General features: G+C 67.1%; 15 protein-coding genes. All 15 read right to left on the bottom strand.

All coding sequences use genetic code 11. The features are described from left to right. Window positions 1–86: 86 nt before the first annotated feature. Window positions 87–269 (bottom strand): hypothetical protein, encoded by a 183-nt coding sequence (locus FDY95_RS03515; protein WP_138075316.1) that lies wholly within the window; start codon window positions 267–269, stop codon window positions 87–89. A gap of 81 nt (window positions 270–350) precedes the next feature. Then, window positions 351–701 (bottom strand): hypothetical protein, encoded by a 351-nt coding sequence (locus FDY95_RS03510; protein ID WP_138075315.1) that lies wholly within the window; start codon window positions 699–701, stop codon window positions 351–353. Window positions 702–776: 75 nt separating this feature from the next. Beyond that, the gene (locus FDY95_RS03505) at window positions 777–1,544 is read right to left on the bottom strand and encodes a slipin family protein (RefSeq protein WP_138075314.1); all 768 of its coding nucleotides are present in this window, start codon (window positions 1,542–1,544) and stop codon (window positions 777–779) included. A gap of 194 nt (window positions 1,545–1,738) precedes the next feature. After that, window positions 1,739–2,530: a hypothetical protein gene (locus tag FDY95_RS03500; protein ID WP_138075313.1), complete on the bottom strand. Its 792-nt coding sequence runs from the start codon at window positions 2,528–2,530 to the stop codon at window positions 1,739–1,741. Window positions 2,531–2,593: 63 nt separating this feature from the next. Continuing rightward, window positions 2,594–3,949 carry a M28 family metallopeptidase gene (locus FDY95_RS03495; protein WP_138075312.1) on the bottom strand — a complete coding sequence of 452 codons (1,356 nt, stop codon included), beginning with the start codon at window positions 3,947–3,949 and terminating at the stop codon, window positions 2,594–2,596. 65 nt (window positions 3,950–4,014) lie between these two features. Beyond that, on the bottom strand, window positions 4,015–5,244 hold the full coding sequence (locus tag FDY95_RS03490; RefSeq protein WP_138075311.1) for a beta-ketoacyl synthase N-terminal-like domain-containing protein: 1,230 nt from the start codon (window positions 5,242–5,244) through the stop codon (window positions 4,015–4,017). Further along, window positions 5,237–6,568: an adenosylmethionine--8-amino-7-oxononanoate transaminase gene (gene bioA, locus FDY95_RS03485; protein WP_138075310.1), complete on the bottom strand. Its 1,332-nt coding sequence runs from the start codon at window positions 6,566–6,568 to the stop codon at window positions 5,237–5,239. The genes FDY95_RS03490 and bioA overlap by 8 nt, the downstream gene beginning before the upstream one ends. Before the next feature lie 246 nt (window positions 6,569–6,814). Then, window positions 6,815–7,516, bottom strand: coding sequence for a dethiobiotin synthase (bioD, locus tag FDY95_RS03480; RefSeq protein ID WP_138075309.1), 702 nt, complete (start codon window positions 7,514–7,516; stop codon window positions 6,815–6,817). Then, complete coding sequence (locus tag FDY95_RS03475) at window positions 7,479–8,642, bottom strand: aminotransferase class I/II-fold pyridoxal phosphate-dependent enzyme (RefSeq protein ID WP_138075308.1); 1,164 nt, start codon at window positions 8,640–8,642, stop codon at window positions 7,479–7,481. The genes bioD and FDY95_RS03475 overlap by 38 nt, the downstream gene beginning before the upstream one ends. A 39-nt stretch (window positions 8,643–8,681) precedes the next feature. After that, window positions 8,682–8,948 (bottom strand): hypothetical protein, encoded by a 267-nt coding sequence (locus FDY95_RS03470; protein WP_138075307.1) that lies wholly within the window; start codon window positions 8,946–8,948, stop codon window positions 8,682–8,684. A gap of 166 nt (window positions 8,949–9,114) precedes the next feature. Continuing rightward, complete coding sequence (gene bioB / locus FDY95_RS03465) at window positions 9,115–10,110, bottom strand: biotin synthase BioB (protein ID WP_138075306.1); 996 nt, start codon at window positions 10,108–10,110, stop codon at window positions 9,115–9,117. A 252-nt stretch (window positions 10,111–10,362) separates the two neighbouring features. Further along, window positions 10,363–12,117, bottom strand: a complete 1,755-nt coding sequence (locus FDY95_RS03460; RefSeq protein WP_138075305.1) for a T9SS type A sorting domain-containing protein — start codon at window positions 12,115–12,117, stop codon at window positions 10,363–10,365. Window positions 12,118–12,422: 305 nt separating this feature from the next. Continuing rightward, the gene (locus FDY95_RS03455; protein ID WP_138075304.1) at window positions 12,423–13,769 is read right to left on the bottom strand and encodes a vanadium-dependent haloperoxidase; all 1,347 of its coding nucleotides are present in this window, start codon (window positions 13,767–13,769) and stop codon (window positions 12,423–12,425) included. After that, window positions 13,766–17,104: a VCBS repeat-containing protein gene (locus tag FDY95_RS03450; protein ID WP_138075303.1), complete on the bottom strand. Its 3,339-nt coding sequence runs from the start codon at window positions 17,102–17,104 to the stop codon at window positions 13,766–13,768. Before FDY95_RS03450 ends, FDY95_RS03455 begins: the two co-directional genes overlap by 4 nt. A gap of 78 nt (window positions 17,105–17,182) precedes the next feature. Then, complete coding sequence (rluF, locus tag FDY95_RS03445) at window positions 17,183–18,205, bottom strand: 23S rRNA pseudouridine(2604) synthase RluF (RefSeq protein ID WP_138075302.1); 1,023 nt, start codon at window positions 18,203–18,205, stop codon at window positions 17,183–17,185. Window positions 18,206–18,268: the final 63 nt, after the last annotated feature.

Below are 18,268 nucleotides of genomic sequence, written 5' to 3'. Positions count from 1 at the left end.
GGCCCCGCAAGGTCCGACCGGGCAACTCAGAAATCAGCGGGTAACGTATCGGGTAGTGGCAATAGCCGCAATGGAATCGGGGGAGGCTAGCGGCCCATTACCTCGGGCGGGTGGCGGAAGGCCGTGACGAGCAGCAGCGTGGCCACCGGGCCCAGCAGCAGCGACAACAGAAACCAGTTGAGGCCGCTGCGGCCCTTGCTTTGGGCCAGGCCGGCGTTCAGCAGGGCCAGCGTGCCCCAGCCGAAGGTTTGTTCGTGGTGGTAGTGCATGGGTGACGAAGTGTTGAGGAAAGTTGGAAGCAACGCGGCACTGGGTCAGGCGGCGGGGCCGGGACGAATCGGCGGCGCGTCTTAGCGGCCCTCGTTGAGCAGCCGCACCACGGCAGCCGGGTCCCGCACTTCGATGATGAGCTGGTCGTAGTCTTCGTGTTCCAGCTCGATGATGACGGCCTGCTGCTCGTCGTGCACGTCCCAGAAGATGCGGCGGCCGTCCTTGAAGTAGGTGCCGGCCGTGAGCAGACCGGGTACGTGGGTGCCGGGCATGCGCCAGCCCTTCCACCAGCCGCCCAGCGCCTCGGCATCCTGGCGGGCCGAGCGGATGTGCGCGGCCGGAATCTGAAGCTGGCTTTTGAAGGCCCAAAGCTTGTGCAGGCCCTGCACGTCGAAGACGAACATATCAGCCTGGCGGGTTACGTTGACCATCGGTGAGTTAGTGATTTAGTGAATGAGTGAGGGGAATGGGTGGCAAACGTCCAGGTTGCCTATTATTCAAGGTGCTTACTGAGCGGCCGGCGGGCTGGCCATCTGCGAGAAGGCGCGGGCGGCGTTGGTGAAGTCCGAGGGCACGAGCACCACGGTGGTGGTATTGTTGTCGATACCGATTTCCGAGAGCATCTGCATGCGGCGCAGCTCCAGGGCCATGGGGCTGCCCTCCATCTGCCGGGCGCCCTGGGTAAGCTTCTCGGAGGCTTCCAGCTCGGCTTCGGCCTTGATGAGGCGGGCGCGCTTTTCGCGGATGGCTTCGGCCTCGCGGGCCATGGCGCGCTGCATGGAGCCGGGAATTTCCACGTCCTTGATTTCCACCATCTCAATCTTCACGCCCCAGGGCTCGGTGGCCTGATCCACCAGCTGCTGCAGCGTGCGGTTGATCTGCTCCCGCGACTTGAGCACCTCGTCGAGCTGGTGCTGCCCGATGATGTTGCGCAGGGCCGTGACGGACAGCTGGTACACCGCCTGGTTGAAGTTGGCCACCTTGATGACCGCGTCGGCCGGGTTCACCACCCGAAACCAGAGCACCGCGTTGACCTTGATGGTGACCGAGTCCTTGGTGATGGTTTCCTGCTGCTCCAAATCCACCGTCTTGGTGCGGATGTCGATGGTCTGCTGCCGGTCGATGAAGGGAATAATCCAGTATAAGCCGGGCCCGCGCACGCCGATAAAGCGGCCCAGGCGGAAGACAATGGCCCGCTCGTACTCCTGCGCGATGCGCAGGCCCAGGAGCAGAAAGACGGCAATAATGCTGAAGGTGATAAGGAAGTCCGACATGATTGAAGCATCGGCGGGAAAAGCCGATGCCCTTCCGTTGCAGCCGGCGTGCCAAGTGCTGCGGTTGAGCTCTAAAGGTGCCCCAAAAGCTTCTTAGCAGTCCGGTAGCCACGTTTTTTGATGATAGGCTTCCGCATAAAAAAAGCCGACCCTACCGTTTTGGTAGGGTTGGCTTTTCGTTTCGGGGAGTGTGGTCAGGGGCCGTTCGTAACAATTGGGGGCGGGGCTTTGAACAGAATCGGCTGGCAGGTAGCCCGGTTGCCGTTGGCGTCGATGGCTTCGAAGCTGACCCTGTATTCCGTTTCAGGCTGCAAACGAAAGATTTCGGCACAGGTAAACGTGCCCACATCCAAATAACCCTGCAGCGGCGTTATGTAGCCCCGCAGCGTGCGGCCACCGCCCACGGGCTGCACGGTGGCCCGCACTAAGTAAGCCGAAGTGTCGCGCACGGTAGAAGTGAAGCGCACATAAACATCCTTGCCTTCGCTGTTGTAGGATGATACATGGCCGGCTACCTGCGGCGTGCCGCGCCAGCGCGGTGCTTCAGTATCGGCCACTGCCACGCGCCAACGGTAGCGGCTGGGCAGCACAGCCGTGCGGCCAAGGGGCGTATTGGGAAGCAGGTTGTAAGCGGTTGGTGAGTTGATCAGGAAGCGCAACTGATAGACGGTGTCGGGCATCAACGCCTGTTCAGGCCGGAGTATCAGGCTTAGGTTTCCGGCGTCGTCCAGCAAGCTGTCGGTGGCCAGCAGACCCACTGAATCGTGGCGCGTCCACAGGTAAGCGTTGAAGTCGCGCCCGAACCGGCGGAGCGCCAGGAACGTGCCGGCGCCGGGCTCGTGGGCCGAGAACAGGAATACCTGCCGGGGCTGAATGCTCGGTTGCTCTTGTTTGGGCCAAATACCGAGGAAAGGCCACCCTACGCACTGCGCCCAAAGCAGTTGGGGCAGTAGTGCAAAAACAAGCGCGGTAAGGGCTGCGCGCATACATACTAGCATTGACGGGCCACTCAATTTCTAAATGCTGCATGAAACGGCCGGGCCTTGTGTTTACCGCACCGGCCGCGGAATCACCGGCAGGCTCTCGTGCCCCGCGGCATCCACCGCGGCCACGCCGAAGATGTAGTTGTCCTTGCTGTGGGGCAGATCGGCCGTGAGGCCCTGGGCGGGGAAGCGTTGCTGCCACACCGGCGAGGAGGTTTCGCGCATGAGCACCACGTAGCCGGCGGGCGGCCGGCCGGTGGCGGGAGCTTCCCACTTCAGCTGGGTGCGGTTGGTGAGGCCGGCGGTGAGCACGCCCACGTTTTGCGGCGCGGCCGGGGCCAGGGCCAGGCCGGCCAGGGTGGCCAGATTCACGCCGGTATTTTTGCGCAGGTACTCGTAGTCGACGAACTCGGGCAGGTCACCGTAGGGGCGGCCGGCTTCGGTGCGCAGGTCCTGGTGCTGGTGGGTGAAGTCTTCGTTCATCTCCGAGAAGCGGATAGCGGCGTAGCCCTGCTGGTTGAAGGGCGTATGGTCGCCGCCGCGCAGGAATCGGTCGGGGCGGTACTCCAGCTCCACTTTGTGGCCGGTCACGTACTGCTCGCCGGCCTGCTTGGCGTAGCGGGCCAGCTGGCGGGAGGGCGAGTCGTTTTCGCTGCTGAGCTGGCGGCGCAGCTGGGCCTGCTCGGGCGTTTCGTTGGCCGGCACACCTTCGCTGAACACGCGCACGCGGCCGGCGTCGCTCAGGTCCGGGTCGTGGCCGTGGGAGTTGCCCACGATGTCGTTGTTGAGCATGCCCACCACGTTCCAGTTCAGCGCCTTGGCTTTTTTAGCCAGGTAGCCCGAGCCGATCAGGCTCTGCTCTTCGCCCTGCACGGCCACGAACACGATGGTGCAGGGAAACCGTCGCGTCGACATGACGCGGGCCAGCTCCATCACCGTGGCCACGCCCGAGCCGTCGTCGTTGGCGCCGGGCGCGTCGGCGGTGCGGTTCATCACGTCGGTCACGCGCGAGTCGAGGTGGCCGCTGACGATGAACACGCGGTTGTCGGCGGGGTCGGTGCCGGGCAGGGTGGCCATGACGTTGGCCATGACGGTTTTCACGTCGACGCGGCGGCCGTCGGGCTTCACCGTGAAGGTGTCCTGCTCCACCTTCAGCCGCCCGCCGCTGGCCTTGGCGTACTTGCGGAACTCGTCCTCCACCCAGCGCCGGGCCGCCCCGATGCCGCGCTTCTTATCCTTGGTGTCGGAAAGCGTGTGGCGGGTGCCGAAGCTCACCATTTTGTAGATGTCGTCCTTGAGTCGCTCGGCCGACAGCTCGCCCACCATCTTCTGGATTTCGGCATCGGCGGGCGGCGGGGCCAGCTGGGCCGTAGCGGCAAAGGGCAGGGCAAAAACGGCGGAGAGAAGCGCGAAGGATTTCATAAGGCAGAACGTGGGAAAAGCGCGGCATGGCGAACATACGGCATTTTGCCCGGCCCGATGCCGGCTTATTCCACCCGCCGCACCACCGCGCAGGCCGCGTTGCCCCCGAAGCCCGCCGCGTTGACCAGCACCCGCCGCGCCGGCTGGCGAAGCGGATGTTCATTGATCCAGCTGGTGAAGGGCAGCGTCGGCGGCAACTCCTGCCGCCGCAGCAAGTCCAGGGCCCAGGCCACGCTCAGCGCCCCCGAGGCCCCGAGCGTGTGCCCGAGCAGCCACTTATTGGAAGCACAAGCCGGCAAGTCAGCCCCGAACACGGCCGCCAGGGCCGCCCGCTCGGCCGCGTCGCCGGCGCGGGTGCCGGGGCTGTGCAGCACGACTAGGTCGATGTCGGTGGGGGCGGGGCCGGCCAGGTGCAGGGCCTGCCGCATGGCTTGCTGAAAGTGCCGGCCGTCGGGCGTGAGGCCGGTTTTGGTGCCGGTGGCTTCGAAGCCGAAGCCCACGCTTTCCAGCACCATGTCGCCGGGACGCAGCGCCTCGGCGGGCACGGCTTCGAGGGCGAATACGGCCGCCCCCTCGCCCAGTACGAAGGTCGACGGGCCGCCCGCGCCGGGGCGGCAGGGCCAGTCGGCAGCGGGCAGGGCGGAGTAAATGCCCACGGCCTGCATCTGCGCCAGCGTGAAGGGCGTGAGCGGGGCCTCGGTGCCGCCGGCCACGAAGCGTTGCGCCAGACCGGCGCGCAGCCAGGCCACGGCGTTGCCCAGGGCCTGCAGGGCGGTGCTGCAGGTGCTGCTGTGGCTGATGGCCGCCCGTGCGCCGCCCAGGTCGTCGGCCACCCAGCTGGCCACGTTGCCCAGCGTGGTGAGCGGCGAAGCGGCCGGCGCGGCGGTGCCCGTGCGCAGGTACTCGGCGTGGAAGCTTTCCAGCCGCTCAGTGGCCCCGAGCGAGGAGCCGATGCTGACGGCCAGCGTTGCCGTTTCGTATGCTGCGGTAGCTTCTGATAGTGGGGCCGTGGCTGAATTGGTCTTAGCCAGCCAGCCTGCTTGTGCTACGGCATGCCGGGCGGTCAGCAGGGCCAGCAGCACGCTGCGGTCGAGGGCGCGGTAGGCGGGGCGGCTGCGGCGTAGCGCTTCTAGGGCGGCTTCGGCGGCGGGCGGCAGGGCGGCTACGGGCAGGTTCCGGGCATCCGCGGCTGGTACGAACGGGGACGTGGTGCCGGGCGCGGCGAAATCCAGCCCCAGAGCCGAGGCACTGCCCCAGCCGCGGATGACGACGGCCGGCAGGGCGGAATTAGTCATTGAGCGGAAATTCGGGCAAATGCGTGGCGGCGGGCGCGTTGGCGGGGCGCAATACCAGCTCGCGCATGGCGCGCAGCACCTCGTACACCAAGCCCAGCTCTTCGTCCTGAATGCAGTAGGGCGGCAGCACGTACACGATGTTGCCGAGCGGGCGCAGCACCACGCCGTGCGCTAGGCCCAGGGCGTAAAACTCGTCGCGCAGGCGGCTGAAGTATGAGGAGCTGCCATCGGCCCCGAACTCCACGGCCAGGATGGTACCCCGCTGGCGTACGGCCCGGATGCCGGCCTGCCCGCGCAACTCCTCGGCAAAGGCGGCGTGCCGGGCCGCTATGCGCGCCCGGTCGGCGGCCGACGCGGGGGTGAGCAGCAGTTCCAGGCTGGCCAGGCCGGCGGCGCAGGCCACGGGGTTGGCGGTGTAGGAATGGCCGTGGAAGAACGTGCGGGCCCGGTCCTCGCTCAGGAAGGCCTCGTAAATGGCGGCGGTGCAGGTGGTAGCGCCCAGGGCCATGGTGCCGCCGGTCAGGCCCTTCGAGAGGCAAAACAAATCGGGCTGCTCAGTGAGGTAATCGGCGGCGAACAGGCGGCCGGTGCGCCCGAAGCCGGTCATTACTTCGTCGGCAATGCAGAGGGCGCCGGCCTGGTGGCAGCGGCGGATGAGCGCGTCGAGGGCGGCGGGCTCGTACATGACCATGCCGGCCGTGCCGAGCACCAGTGGCTCGAAGATGAAGGCGGCCACGGCGTGCTCCCGCAGAATGACGTCGAGCTGGGCCAGGGCCTCGACTTCGCGGCCGGGCACCGGCACGTCGATGTACTGCACGTCGAAGAGCAAGTCGGCAAAGGGCGCGGTGAAGGCTGAACGGGCGCTTACCGCCATGGCCCCGAACGTGTCGCCGTGGTAGGAGTCGCGGAAGGCCACCAGGGTGCGGCGTTCAGGCTGGCCCAGGTGGTAGAAGTACTGCACGGCCATTTTCAGGGCCACTTCGATGGCGGTGGCGCCGTTGTCGGAGTAGAACACCCGGCGCTGGTTGGCGGGCAGCACGCGCAGCAGTACTTCGGCCAGCTCCACGGCCGGGGCGTGGGTGAAGCCGGCAAACATCACGTGGGCCAGCGTGCCGAGCTGCTCGCTCACGCGGCGGGCAATGACGGGGTGGGCGTGGCCGTGCAGGTTCACCCACCACGAAGCCACGGCGTCCAGGTAGCGGCGGCCGTCGTCGGCCAGCAGCCAGGCGCCCTCGCCGCCGACCACCGCAATGGGCAGCGGGGCGGTCTGCATCTGGGTGTAGGGGTGCCAGAGGACGGCGGCGTCGCGTTCGGCTAAGGTCATGAGGGGCAGGAAAAAGCGAATGAGTGGCCAGCGAAGTGGGCTGATTGCAAGAGCACGGCGTGGGCCGTGCTGACAAAAGCGCGAGAAGCTGTTCAAAATGGTTTTCTGCGCGCCGAGTCGATGTAGAGACGCAACCTTGCGTCTCGTTGGCCGCGCCGTGTGGACTTCACCTTCACAGCGGGAGTCGTTCAATGACGAGAAGCAAGGATGTCTCTCTACACCGGGCCGATGGTGCCCAAACCAGCTTTAGCCGGGGCTGGGTTTGGGTGAAGCGGCCGGCGCGGCCGAATCGGCCGGATGCCACTGCACCCGCCGGGCGTAGGCGGCCACCACCTGCGGCGTTAGCTCGGGCTCCTGGCGCAGGCGCAGCAGTACCGGCGCATCGGTGTAAGCGAGGATGGCGGCTTCGGTGATGGAGTCGTCGGGGCCGTTGAACACCAGCCCGCGCACCCGAATGCCGCGCTGCCGCAAGGCTTCCAGCGTGAGCAGGGTGTGGTTGATGGAGCCCAGGTAGTGCCGGCTGACAACCACCACGCTCAGTCGCAGGTGCTGCACCAGGTCGGCCACGAGCAGGCCGGGGGCCAGCGGCACCAGCAGCCCGCCCGCGCCCTCCACCACCAGGTGATTGGGCGTATCGGGCAAGGTAAAATCAGGGGCCCGGATCAGCACACCCTCGGCGGCGGCGGCGCGGTGGGGCGAGGCCGCCAGTTGCAGGCGGTGCCGCTCGGGGTGGAAGCTGCTGCCCGGGTGCGTCACGAGGCGGCGCACTTCGTCCGTGTCGGTGTGAGCGAGGCCGCCGGCCTGCACGGGCTTCCAGTAGTCGGCGCCGAGGCTTTGGGTGAGGATGGCGGCGGCCACAGTCTTGCCCACGTCGGTGCCGATGCCGGTGATGAACAGCCGTTCGGGGTGCTCAGGCCAGCGCCGTACGGAGGGCGGAAACGAGGTCATCGATGTCGGATTCGGAGTTGAAGCTGTGCGCGATGATGCGCAGGCACTGCCCGCCCGCCGGCACGGTCGGCGGCACGATGGCGCGCACGTCGAAGCCGGCCTGCTGCACTTGCGCCGCCACGGCCCGCACCTGCGCCGGGCTCAAGTCGGGCAGGCGCAGGGGCTGAATGACGCCCGGCTCGGCCGGCGGTACGGCACCCGGCAGAGTGGCCAGATGCTCGGCCAAGTAGGCGGCCCGGCTGCGGAGCAGCTGCCGCTCGGCGTCAAGGGTAGGCAACAGGTCGTAGGCCGCTTGCAAGGCGGCCACGGTGTAGGCCGGCAGGGCGGTGGTGTAGATGAAGGGCCGGCTGAAGTTCAGCAGGTAGTCGCGCAGCAGGGCCGGGCCTACCACGGCCGCGCCCTGCCCGCCCAGCGCCTTGCCGAAGGTGACGACGCGGGCCAGCACCTGGTCGGTCAGGCCCAGCTCGGCCACCAGCCCGGCACCCTGCGGCCCGTACACGCCCACGCTGTGCGCCTCATCCACCACCAGGTGCGCGCCGTGCTCCTGGCAGATGGCGGCCAGCTCGCGCAGCGGTGCCTGGTCGCCGCCCATGGAATACACCGCTTCCACGGCCACGAAGACCGACGCCCCGGCGGGCAGCACGAGCCGGGCGAGGCGCCGCCGCAGGTCGGCCCCGTCCTTGTGGCGGAAGCTGTAGGCCGTGGCGAAGGACGAGCGGATGCCGTCCTTCACCGAGGCGTGCGAGGCTTCGTCGTAGAGAATCACGTCGGCGCGCTGAGGCAGAGCGGCGAAGAAGCCGTGGTTGGCGGCGTAGCCCGAGGTGAAAAGCAGGGCGGCTTCGGCCTCGTGCAGGGCGGCCATCCGGGCTTCCAGGGCTTCGGCGGCGGCCGAGTTGCCGGTGAGCAGGCGGGCGCCGGTGCTGCCGAGGCCCGCCTGCTCATTGCTCAGCGCCTGCTGCACGGCGGCGCGCAGGGCCGGGTGCCGGCTCAGGCCGAGGTAGTCGTTGGAGGCAAAATCGACCAGCCCGGCAGCGGGCGCGGGCGGCAGGCGGCGGCGGGTGCCGGCCTGCTCGCGCTGCCGCAGCTGCCGGGCCAGGCGATGGAGAAGGGGAGACGCTTCGGGCATGGTACATCGGGGCCACGGCGCGGGCGCCGCGGCAGGGGCTCAGGCCTCGACGCGGCCCGCCGCCAGCCACACCGAGCCGTCCTGGCCGAAGGTGCGGGCCGTGATGAGCACCCACTCGGAGTCCACCTCCACCCGGTCGCCGACGGCGGGCAGGGTGCGGTGGCGCTGCCACACCAGGTTCACCGCCGCCCCGATTTTGTCTTCGAGGTCGGTGATGAGCTCCTGGGCGGCCAGCGAATCGGGGTTTTGCTGGCGCAGGTGTTCGGCGTAGGTGTGGTCGAGGTTGAGGTCGAAAAGAATATCCATGAACTGTGATTCAGTGAATGAGTGATTGAGTGAGAAAATGGCCGAAGGAGTGACGGGGCAGCCGCGCCGTTGCGGGGTCGGTTTCGGTGGGGCTGAATAACGCTGGGGCCGCTGCCAGGGTTGGGCTGCCGCGCAACCTTGCTCAATCACTCATTCACCGAATCACTTATTCACAGCCCGCCAGCACGGTGGCGCCTTCGGGGACGTGGTTTTTGAAGGCGGCGCGCGGGGTCAGGCCCAGCAGGGCAAACATTTCCTTGTCGGCGTCGAAGTCGGGGTTGGGCGTGGTCAGCAGCTTTTCGCCGGAGAAGATGGAGTTGGCGCCGGCCAGGAAGCACAGCGCCTGCTCCGTGACGGGCATTTCCTGGCGGCCGGCCGAGAGGCGCACCATCGTGCCGGGCATCAGGATGCGGGCCGTGGCAATCATGCGCAGCATTTCCCACACGCTCACGCGGGGCTGCTCGGCCAGGGGCGTGCCCGCCACCGGCACCAGCGCATTCACCGGCACCGACTCGGGGTGGGCCGGCAGGGTAGCCAGGGTGTGCAGCATCTTCACCCGGTCCTCGTCGGTTTCGCCCAGCCCGATAATGCCGCCCGAGCAGACGGAAATACCGGCCTTGCGCACGTGCTCCAGGGTGTCGAGCCGGTCGTCGTAGGTGCGGGTGGTGATGATGTTGGAGTAGTGGTCCTCGCTGGTGTCGAGGTTGTGGTTGTAGGCGTAGAGGCCGGCCTGCTTGAGGCGCTCGGCCTGGTACTCATTGAGCATGCCCAGGGTGCAGCACACTTCCAGGCCGAGGTTGTTGACCTCCGTTACCATGCCGAGCACGCGGTCGAAGTCGCGGTTGTCGCGCACTTCGCGCCAGGCGGCGCCCATGCAGAAGCGGGTGGAGCCGGCGTCCTTGGCGCGCTGGGCGGCGGCCAGCACTTCGGCGCCGGGCAGCAGCTTGTGGGCCTGCACGCCGGTGTGGTAGCGGGCGGCCTGGGGGCAGTAGGCGCAGTCTTCGGGGCAGCCGCCGGTTTTCACCGAGAGCAGGGTGCACACCTGCACTTCGCCGGTGGTTTGGTGCTGGCGGTGCACCTCGCTGGCCTGGGCCACGAGCTGCAGCACGGGTTGGTGGTAGAGGGCGTGTACTTCGGCGAGCGTCCAGTCGGTCCGGAGCATAAAGCGGTGGGAGAGGTTGTGGGGAATAAGGAGCAGCCGTTCGGGGCAACGAAAACGGCCCGCCAAAGCCGCAGAGGGCGGCTTTGGCGGGCCGAAGGTAGGAGAGAAGCTTGATTTTGTTGCGCTGCGGCCCCGGAAGCGGGCGGGTATTGCCGCGGGCGCGTTTGGGGCTACCGGCCGCCGCACTGCCCCAACGCAAAGGCCCTGACGCGTTTGCGCCAGGGCCTTTGCGTTAGGCAAAGAAGCCGCCGATTACTCGCGGACCACTTTCGTGACGAACTGCCTGGTTTTGGTTCGCACCGTGGCTACGTAGAGGCCGGGCGCCAGGGAATAAACGCGGGGCAACTCCACGGTGGTGACGCCCGCTACCAGCTGCACGGCCTGGCTCAGGATCATGCGGCCCAGGCGGTCCTGCAGCGTCAGCGTGGCCGGCTCTGTCGTGGTGGCGTTGATGCGCAGCTTCAGGTTGTCCCGGAACGGATTCGGGAAGGCTTCCATCACCAGCTCCTTGTCGCTCGACACCCATAGCGCAACCAGCGGCGACACGGTTGCGGTGCCGTCGTGGTCTACCTGGCGCAGGCGGTAGTACAGCAGGGCCTGGCCGTGGCGGCCAATGCGCTCATCCACAAACTGGTAGTCCGAGCGGCCCAGCGAATTGCCGCGGCCCGCCACCTGCCCCACCGGCTGAAACCGCTGCCCGTCGGTGCTGACCTCGACCAGGAAGTGGCTGTTGTTGTGCTCCGTGGCCGTGGACCAGCGCAGCAGCGCGTCGGCTCCGCGGCCCTGGGCCGTGAAGTGCAGCAGCTCCACGGGCAGCGGGTTGCTGACGTTGCTCACCGTCCAGCGGGAAAACGAAGGCGCATTCACCGTGATGGAGCGCGTGGCCGAGGCATCGGCTTCGCCGCCCACCGGCCGCCAGGGGTCGGCGGCCGTTTCCTGCTTCCAGACCCGGGCCTGCGTAAGGGTCAGCCCGTTGTCATTGTCCGCCACCCAGTTAAAGGTCACGGGAACCGGCGCAGTCGGCTGCGTCGTCGGCGTAATCTCCCAGATCTGGTCGATGCCCTTGATCAGGCCGCTGGCCGGATTGGTGCCGTAGCTCACGCCCGCGCTTTGCAGGCCGGCGGTTCGTTTCACCGTCACCGTGCCCAGGGAGCTGGTGGCATTGATGGTCACCCCGTTGCCAAAGCTGGTTATGCCGCTGACGTTGTTGGCCTGCGTTATCAGGTTGCCTTTCACGTAGCGGCCGGCGGTTTCGCCCGTGACCGATGCGCCCACCGCCATCGTAATGGCCGACGTCGCCGACGTCTGCACCATGCCGCGGGTAAACGCGAGCAGCGAGTTGATGGTCAGGTTGTCGTTGACGACAACCGCGCCGGCGGACTTGTCAATCGTGAGCTTTGCCAGCGCCGCGCCATTAGTGACCAGGGTCTGGTTGCCGCTGCCGTTGAGCACCAGACCGCCCGAGCCCAGGCCCGTCGTGCTGGTGGTATAGTTGACATTGCCGGCAACCGTTGCCGAAGGCACGTTCAGGGTCCCGTTAACCGTCAAGTCACCGCTTACACTCAATGCTCCGTTTACGCTAAGCGAGGAGCCACTCGCTACGCTCAGCGAAGTGCAGTTGATAGCGCCGGTGGCGTAAAGGGAGGTGCTGCTGGTTACCGTCAGGGAGCCGCAGCTGATAGCGGACCACGCCTGCGGAGCCGGAGGATAATAATAGACCGGCTGCCAATACGTGTTGTAGCAGGTGCGGGGTCTTAGCCACGTGCCGCAGCTGTAGCTCGTGGTGTAGGAGTAGCCGCGGTCCTGGTAAGGCTGGGGCGAAACGACCACCGCCGTATTGCTACCGGGCACCACGCCCGTGTTCCAGTTCTGGGGGTTGTGCCAATCCGACGAAACATTGCCGGTCCAGTAAGTTTGAGCCTGGGCGCCGCCCAGGCTCAGCAGCAGGAATGTCAAGAGGCCGACCAAGCGGCAGGTGCGCAGCTTGCCAGGTAAAAATGAACTCATCAAGGAGGGGTATTAGGGCAAAAAGGAATGATCCGTACGCCGGGCACTACTACCGTATTGGCTGCCCAGCATTGAGGTGCAATGCCGCAGAAAACCGGTGGACGGGAAAGTGCAGGGAACGGTTCGTATTGTAAAAGTAAAACATTAGACCTGTGTATTACAATAAAGTCATTATATTAATAATAAAAATATAATATTAAATTACTAAAATTATAAACCTTTTGCTTGTTGCCTCGTTGGCGTTGGCCAGTTGATTCCCGGCCAAATGGCTGGCCTACACATTGGCTGGCAGGCCGGCGCAATACCTAGGGAGTGCGGGCAATGGCTGCGTGGTGGTCGAGCAGCCGGGGCAGGGCCCAGGTGGCGTAAGCCAGGCCCGCTTGCTGGCCCCGCTCAATGGCGTCTCGAAAATGAATGCCTCCGTAGAGGCGCGAAATGGCAGCCTCCGCCGCCGCCTGCCGAAACGAGGTGAAACGCCGCGTCGGTAAGCCGTACGACTGCTCCGTGGCATCGGCGTAGGCGAAGTCGGGCCCGAAGTAACGGGTAAGAACTTCGGCGGCGGCAGTTGAAATAACGGAGTGCCCGCTGAGGTACTCCGGGAACGGCGGCGTCTGCAGCAGCGGCTTCCAGGTGGGGTCTACGTAGTGGCGGATGACCGTTTCGGGCCGGATGCGGTTGCTGCGGTACTTCTCGTCCCAGCAGCAGATGAAGGCATCGGTGAGCACCACCGCCAGCACCGCGTGAATCTGCAGGGTTTGGGCAAAGGCGGTATTGCGCTGCCGGCAGGCGGTGCCCGCAATAGCCATCCAGTGTCCCCCGGGCGACATTTTTTTGAGCCCCAGGCGCAAATGGCCGTCTTCGCGCAGCGCAAAGGGGTTACAGTCCCAGAACGCCGCGATGGTGCGTTGTTCCGCGGTCAGCGTGCGGCTGGCCTGGTACACCTCCCGCATGAGGCTGGCAAAGCCGGAACCGGGCAGCGAATCGAAGGCGGTGGGGGGAACGGGCCGAAACTGTGCGGCCGAGGTCAGCACAAACGGCCGTACCCGGTTGAAATACGGCTCCACCGCGCCGAAAAAGGCCGGTGGCGTGGGGCTCCAGTAGGCCCGGCCGGCCGTGGGCGTGTAGCGCGGGTAGTTGCTGATGCGGTTGTAGCCGTCCTGCTTGGCATAGGCCAGCAGCGCCGTGCCCACCTGCTGCCCATACGCCTGCGCTTCCGCCACTACCTCTTCGGGCACGCCGCTGCGGCGGCAGCTGTCACCCAGGGCCGTGACGGCCGCCGCCAGCTGCGCGCCCGAGGGCTGGAGCTTGCCGGCCGTGTGGAGCATGGCAAACAGGGCGGCCAGCTGCGGCGCCTGGCAGCGCCGCGCGGGCCGGGCCAGCCGCGGGTAGTCGCGCAGGCGGCCGTGCATCGACACCAGGGCGGAATCCGACTGCGCCAGGACCTCGTAGCCGGCCAGCATGGTATAAGCGTAAAAGCGGGCGGCCAGGGGCGGATTGGTCACGTCTTGGCGCATGAGCCGCTGCATGCGGTCGACCACCCAGTTTATGCGGGCAGCGGGCATCGCGTACGACACTGGCTGGGGCGCGCGCCGACAGGCCGGCCCCACGGCCAGGCCGGTGGCCAGTAGCAACAGAAAGATAACGGTCCTCATGGCGTGCGGAGGCGGTAGGCTTGCAGGGAATCGGCGCTGCGGCCCACTAGTAAGGTGTTGGGCAGCAGCGCAAAGCTGCGGATGTCGCCGCGGATGCGCAAGCCGGCTTCGCGCTGCGGCACGTAGCGGAAGCCGCCCTTGCCGTCGCCGGCGAGCAGGCAGCCGAAGCCCGCGTCCTGGTTGCCGAACCGGATGCGGTGATGCGCGATGTTGCCCCCGAGCAGCAGATCGGGGTGGCCGTCGTGGTTGTAGTCCAGCGGCTGCACGGCAAACACGGGCGTGAACTGGGCCTGCACGGGCAGCGTGGCTACGCGGTAGCGGCCGGCGGGCGTGCTCACGTAGCACTGGGTGCGCAGGCAGTTGGCCCGCAGCTGCTTGGCGCCCTTCAGCTCCTCGGGCGTAAATACCTCGGCCAGCGTAGCCGTGGCAAAGCGGGCGTAGGTGGGGAAGCGCGGGCGCAGCATGCTGATCTGGTCCAGCAGCTCGTCGCGGGTGGCGTAGGGGTAGCTTTTGCCCTGGTTGAAGAGGCACAGAATCGGGTCGATGGCCCCGTTGTCGTCGAAGTCCTTGTATACCAGCTCGGCGGGCTCCGCGTCGCTGGCTTTGCACTGGGAGTTCAGGCCCAGGTTGCCGGCCACGATGTCCACCCGGCCGTCGTGGTTCAGGTCGGTCAGCTGCAGGGTATTCCACCAGCCGGTGTGGGTGGCGGGCAGGTAGCGGGCGGTTTCGTCGCGCAGCCCCCGGCCGCCCTGGCTGATCCAGACCTGAATGGGCAGCCACTCGCCGGCCGTCACGAGGTCGGGGTAGCCGTCGGCGTTCAGGTCGGCCCAGGCGGCGGCCGTCACCATGCCCAGCCGCTGCAGCGGAGGCGCCAGCCGGGCCGTCTGGTCGGTGAAGCGGCCGTGGCCGTCGTTCAGCAGCACGTAGCTGCGCGGCGCTTCGGGGTAGCGGCCGGGCACCACGCGCCCGCCCACGAACAGGTCCGCGAACCGGTCCCCGTTGATGTCGGCGACGGCCACCGTGCCGGTGCTGGTGCGCATGCGGGGCAGGGCCGCCGGGCTCTTGCGGAAGCGGCCGCGCCCGTCGTTCAGGTACAGGCGGTCCTGCAGCCGCGCATCCTCGGGCTCGAAGGAGTCGTAGCCGCCGCTGCCCACGTACAGGTCCAGGTCGCCGTCGTTATCCGCGTCCAAAAACGCGGCGGCGGCGTCTTCGCTCGCCGCATCGGCGGCCAGCGCGGGCTGCGGCAGCTCCGCGTAGCTGCCCCCGGCGCCTTGCACCCACACGCGGCCCGGGTGGCCCTGCGCCCCGCCCACGAAGAGGTCGGGCCGCTGGTCGCCATTCACGTCGGCCGAAACCAGGCAGGGCCCGCCGTACGAGAGGCTGGCCGGCAGCAGGGGCTGGCGCTTGAAGTCGTTGACGTCGTTTTCGGGGCACACGGCCGGCACGGGCGAGGGCACGGCCGTGAACACCGGCCGGAAGCGCGGGGCGCCGGGTCGGGGGGCGGGGGCGGCCGCGGTTTCGCGCAGCGTGAGCAGGCCGTTGGGCTTCACGTCCCGCAGCGTTTGGGCGGCGCCGCCGGGCCATTGCACTTGCACCGAGTCGATGACGGCCGCCGCGCCGAGCCCGAAGTGCAGCACGGGCGACACGCTGGACTGAAAGCCGCGCACGAGCAGCTGCTCCAGCAGCTGGTGCCGGCCGCCGCCGTGCACCGTCACTTTGGCCCCCACGCCGTAGGAGTTGTGGCCCGCGCCCTGCAGCTTCACGCGCAGGTAGCCGTTGGCCGCCCCCCGGTGGCGGGTGTTGTTGCGGTACACAAAAGCGGGCTCGTTCAGGTTGTTCACCACCAGGTCCAGGTCGCCGTCGTTGTCCAGGTCGGCGTAGGCGGCGCCGTTGCTGTTGGCGGCCGCGCTGATGCCCCAGGCCGCGTTCATCGGCCGGAACCTCACGCCGTCCTGGTTTTGGAAGACGTAGTTGCTCAGCCGGGTCGCCGGCACCTGCTTGGCCAGCCGGTACAGGGCTTCCTTGGAGATGTTGCCCTGGCGCATGTCGATGGAGTCGCCGGAGCGGCGCACGAAATCCATGTTCGTGTAGTCGTGCAAAAAGCCGTTGGTCACGAACAGGTCCTTCAGCCCGTCGTTGTCGTAATCGGCCAGCAGGGGTGCCCAGCTCCAGTCGGTATTGGAAATGCCCGCCAGCTGCCCTACTTCGGCGAAGGTGCCGTCGCCGTTGTTGAGGTGCAGCATGTTGCGCATGAACTGCCGGTGCAGCCCCGTGCGTACGCGCATCTGGAAGACTTCAAAGCTTTCGTCGCCCATCAGCAGCTTCTGGCGCCGAAAGTCCTCGGGGAGCATGTCCAGGGTCAGGATGTCCAGCAGGCCGTCGTTGTTGACGTCAGCAATGTCGTTGCCCATCGAAAACGTGGACGTGTGCCCGAGCTGCTGGCGGCTCTGGTTCTGGAAGGTGCGGTTGCGCTGGTTGAGGTAGAGGTAGTCCGGGGCCTCAAAGTCGTTCGACACGTACAGGTCGGCCCAGTTGTCCAGGTTCAGATCGGCCGCGGTGGCGGCCAGCCCGTGCGTGAAGGTGGTGTTGCGAATCTGGCTGCGCGCGTCGAGCACGAAGTGCGCGCGGCCCGCGTCGAGCTGGTTGAGGTAGAGCTTCAGGCCGTTCAGGGAGTCGGGCGTGGCCAGGGCGCGGCGGATGAAATCTTCATCCAGCGTGGTCATCCGCTCGGAGTTGTAGTTGACCAGGAGCATGTCCAGGTCGTGGTCGTTGTCGTAATCGAAGAACACGGCCTGCATGCTGTTGGCCGGGTCGGCGAGGCCGTAGGCGGCGGCTTCCTCCCGGAAGCGCGGGATGCCCTGCGGGGAGTTGCCCTGGTTGATGAACAGCTGGTTGCGGCTGTTGCTGCCGGGCGCCACCGCCGAGCGGCACACGTGCAGGTCCAGCCGCCCGTCGCCGTTCACGTCCACCATCGTGATGCCGGTTTTCCAGGTGCCCGGCGCCGCCACGCCGGCCGCCGCCGTCACGTCCTCGAAGCGCAGGCCGCCGCGGTTCAGGTACAGCTGGTTGGGGGCCTGGTTGGACGAAAAGTAGATGTCCTCCCGGCCGTCGTTGTTCACGTCCCCGATGGCCACGCCCCCGCCCATGTAAGCCGTGGCCTGCACGAAGCCGTTCACCTCCTTGTCTTCCCGCAGAACGTTGTTGAACGTGACGTGGGTGCTGTCCGGGGAAAGCGGCGTGAACAGGGTGGCAGGGGTGGGGGCGGGGCTGGCGCAGCTGGCCAGCCACAGGCAGCCCACCGCACCGCGCAGCAGCGGGGCAAGACGCATCAGCATAGCATTCGGGCTTGGGGGGCCGGCCGCCCCGAGTCGGGGTAGTGGCCAGGGTGTGGCAACGTTCGGATTGGTAGCGGGTTAGCGGCCGGTTTGGCGGCCCCGGCCGCCGCTGGTATTGGGGCGAGCGGCGCGGGCCGCCGGCTTGCCGGCGGCTTTGCGCGGGGCTTTGCCGGCGGGCTTCGGGGCGGCGTTGGCGGGGGCGGCTTTGCCCGGCGCAGCTGCCTTGGGCTTGCCCGTGCCCGGCCGGTGGCGGCCCTTGGCCTTGGCCTCGGCGCCGTAGGTTTTGGGGCGGGGCTTGGCCTCTTTCGGGCGCGGGGCCTCGCTCAGCCATTCCTCGCTGGCTATCTGCTGCGGGGTTTTCTCGCCCCGGGCGCGGCGGGTACGGGTGGTGCCGCTGGAGTGCTCGATGTTCTCGAAGAGCACCTTCAGCTCCTTGTCGGTCAGCTCGCGCCAGTCGCCCACGCCCAGGCCCTTCAGGGTGATGTGCATCACCCGGATGCGCTCCAGCTGCACCACCTCGTAGCCGAAAAACTCGCACATGCGGCGAATCTGCCTGTTCAGGCCCTGCACCAGGGTGATGCGGAAGATGTAGTCGGTTTCCCGTTGCACCGGGCAGGGCTTGGTGATGGTGCCCAGCATGGGCACGCCTTGGCGCATGCTCTCCAGCACGGCGTCGGTCAGGGGCTTGTCCACCATCACGATGTACTCCTTCTCGTGCTGGTTGCCGGCGCGCAGGATCTTGTTGACGATGTCGCCGTTGGACGTGAGCAGAATCAGGCCCTGCGACTCCTTGTCGAGGCGGCCGATGGGGAAGATGCGCTCCGAGTGCTTGATGTAGCGGATGATGTTGTCCTTCACCCCCCGCTCGGTGGTGGTGGTGATGCCCGGCGGCTTGTTGAAGGCAATGTAGATGGCGTCCTCGGCCGCGCGCGGCTCGATGCGGTTGCCGTTGACCACCACTTTGTCGGTGGGCTCCACCTGGGTGCCCACCTCTGCGCGCTTGCCATTGACGAACACCACGCCCTGCTCAATGAAACGGTCGGCTTCGCGGCGCGAGCAGATGCCGCTTTCGCTGATGTATTTGTTGAGACGGGTAGGCATGAGGCAAGCGGGGTTAAAAAAGAGGCGCAAGTTACGAAGACCTCACCCCCCGACCCTCTCTCC

It is taken from the genome of Hymenobacter jeollabukensis, assembly GCF_005771675.1.
Lineage (GTDB): Bacteria > Bacteroidota > Bacteroidia > Cytophagales > Hymenobacteraceae > Solirubrum > Solirubrum jeollabukense.
Note: the sequence above shows the minus strand (reverse complement) of the source record. Positions and strands in the feature narration are given on the sequence as shown.

Excerpts from the sequence above, each read along its gene's own strand:
- FDY95_RS03515 (WP_138075316.1), bottom strand. The coding sequence starts at position 269 with ATGCACTACCACCACGAACAAACCTTCGGCTGGGGCACGCTGGCCCTG.
- FDY95_RS03510 (WP_138075315.1), bottom strand. The coding sequence starts at position 701 with ATGGTCAACGTAACCCGCCAGGCTGATATGTTCGTCTTCGACGTGCAG.
- FDY95_RS03505 (WP_138075314.1), bottom strand. The coding sequence starts at position 1,544 with ATGTCGGACTTCCTTATCACCTTCAGCATTATTGCCGTCTTTCTGCTC.
- FDY95_RS03500 (WP_138075313.1), bottom strand. The coding sequence starts at position 2,530 with ATGCGCGCAGCCCTTACCGCGCTTGTTTTTGCACTACTGCCCCAACTG.
- FDY95_RS03495 (WP_138075312.1), bottom strand. The coding sequence starts at position 3,949 with ATGAAATCCTTCGCGCTTCTCTCCGCCGTTTTTGCCCTGCCCTTTGCC.
- FDY95_RS03490 (WP_138075311.1), bottom strand. The coding sequence starts at position 5,244 with ATGACTAATTCCGCCCTGCCGGCCGTCGTCATCCGCGGCTGGGGCAGT.
- bioA (WP_138075310.1), bottom strand. The coding sequence starts at position 6,568 with ATGACCTTAGCCGAACGCGACGCCGCCGTCCTCTGGCACCCCTACACC.
- bioD (WP_138075309.1), bottom strand. The coding sequence starts at position 7,516 with ATGACCTCGTTTCCGCCCTCCGTACGGCGCTGGCCTGAGCACCCCGAA.
- FDY95_RS03475 (WP_138075308.1), bottom strand. The coding sequence starts at position 8,642 with ATGCCCGAAGCGTCTCCCCTTCTCCATCGCCTGGCCCGGCAGCTGCGG.
- FDY95_RS03470 (WP_138075307.1), bottom strand. The coding sequence starts at position 8,948 with ATGGATATTCTTTTCGACCTCAACCTCGACCACACCTACGCCGAACAC.
- bioB (WP_138075306.1), bottom strand. The coding sequence starts at position 10,110 with ATGCTCCGGACCGACTGGACGCTCGCCGAAGTACACGCCCTCTACCAC.
- FDY95_RS03460 (WP_138075305.1), bottom strand. The coding sequence starts at position 12,117 with ATGAGTTCATTTTTACCTGGCAAGCTGCGCACCTGCCGCTTGGTCGGC.
- FDY95_RS03455 (WP_138075304.1), bottom strand. The coding sequence starts at position 13,769 with ATGAGGACCGTTATCTTTCTGTTGCTACTGGCCACCGGCCTGGCCGTG.
- FDY95_RS03450 (WP_138075303.1), bottom strand. The coding sequence starts at position 17,104 with ATGCTGATGCGTCTTGCCCCGCTGCTGCGCGGTGCGGTGGGCTGCCTG.
- rluF (WP_138075302.1), bottom strand. The coding sequence starts at position 18,205 with ATGCCTACCCGTCTCAACAAATACATCAGCGAAAGCGGCATCTGCTCG.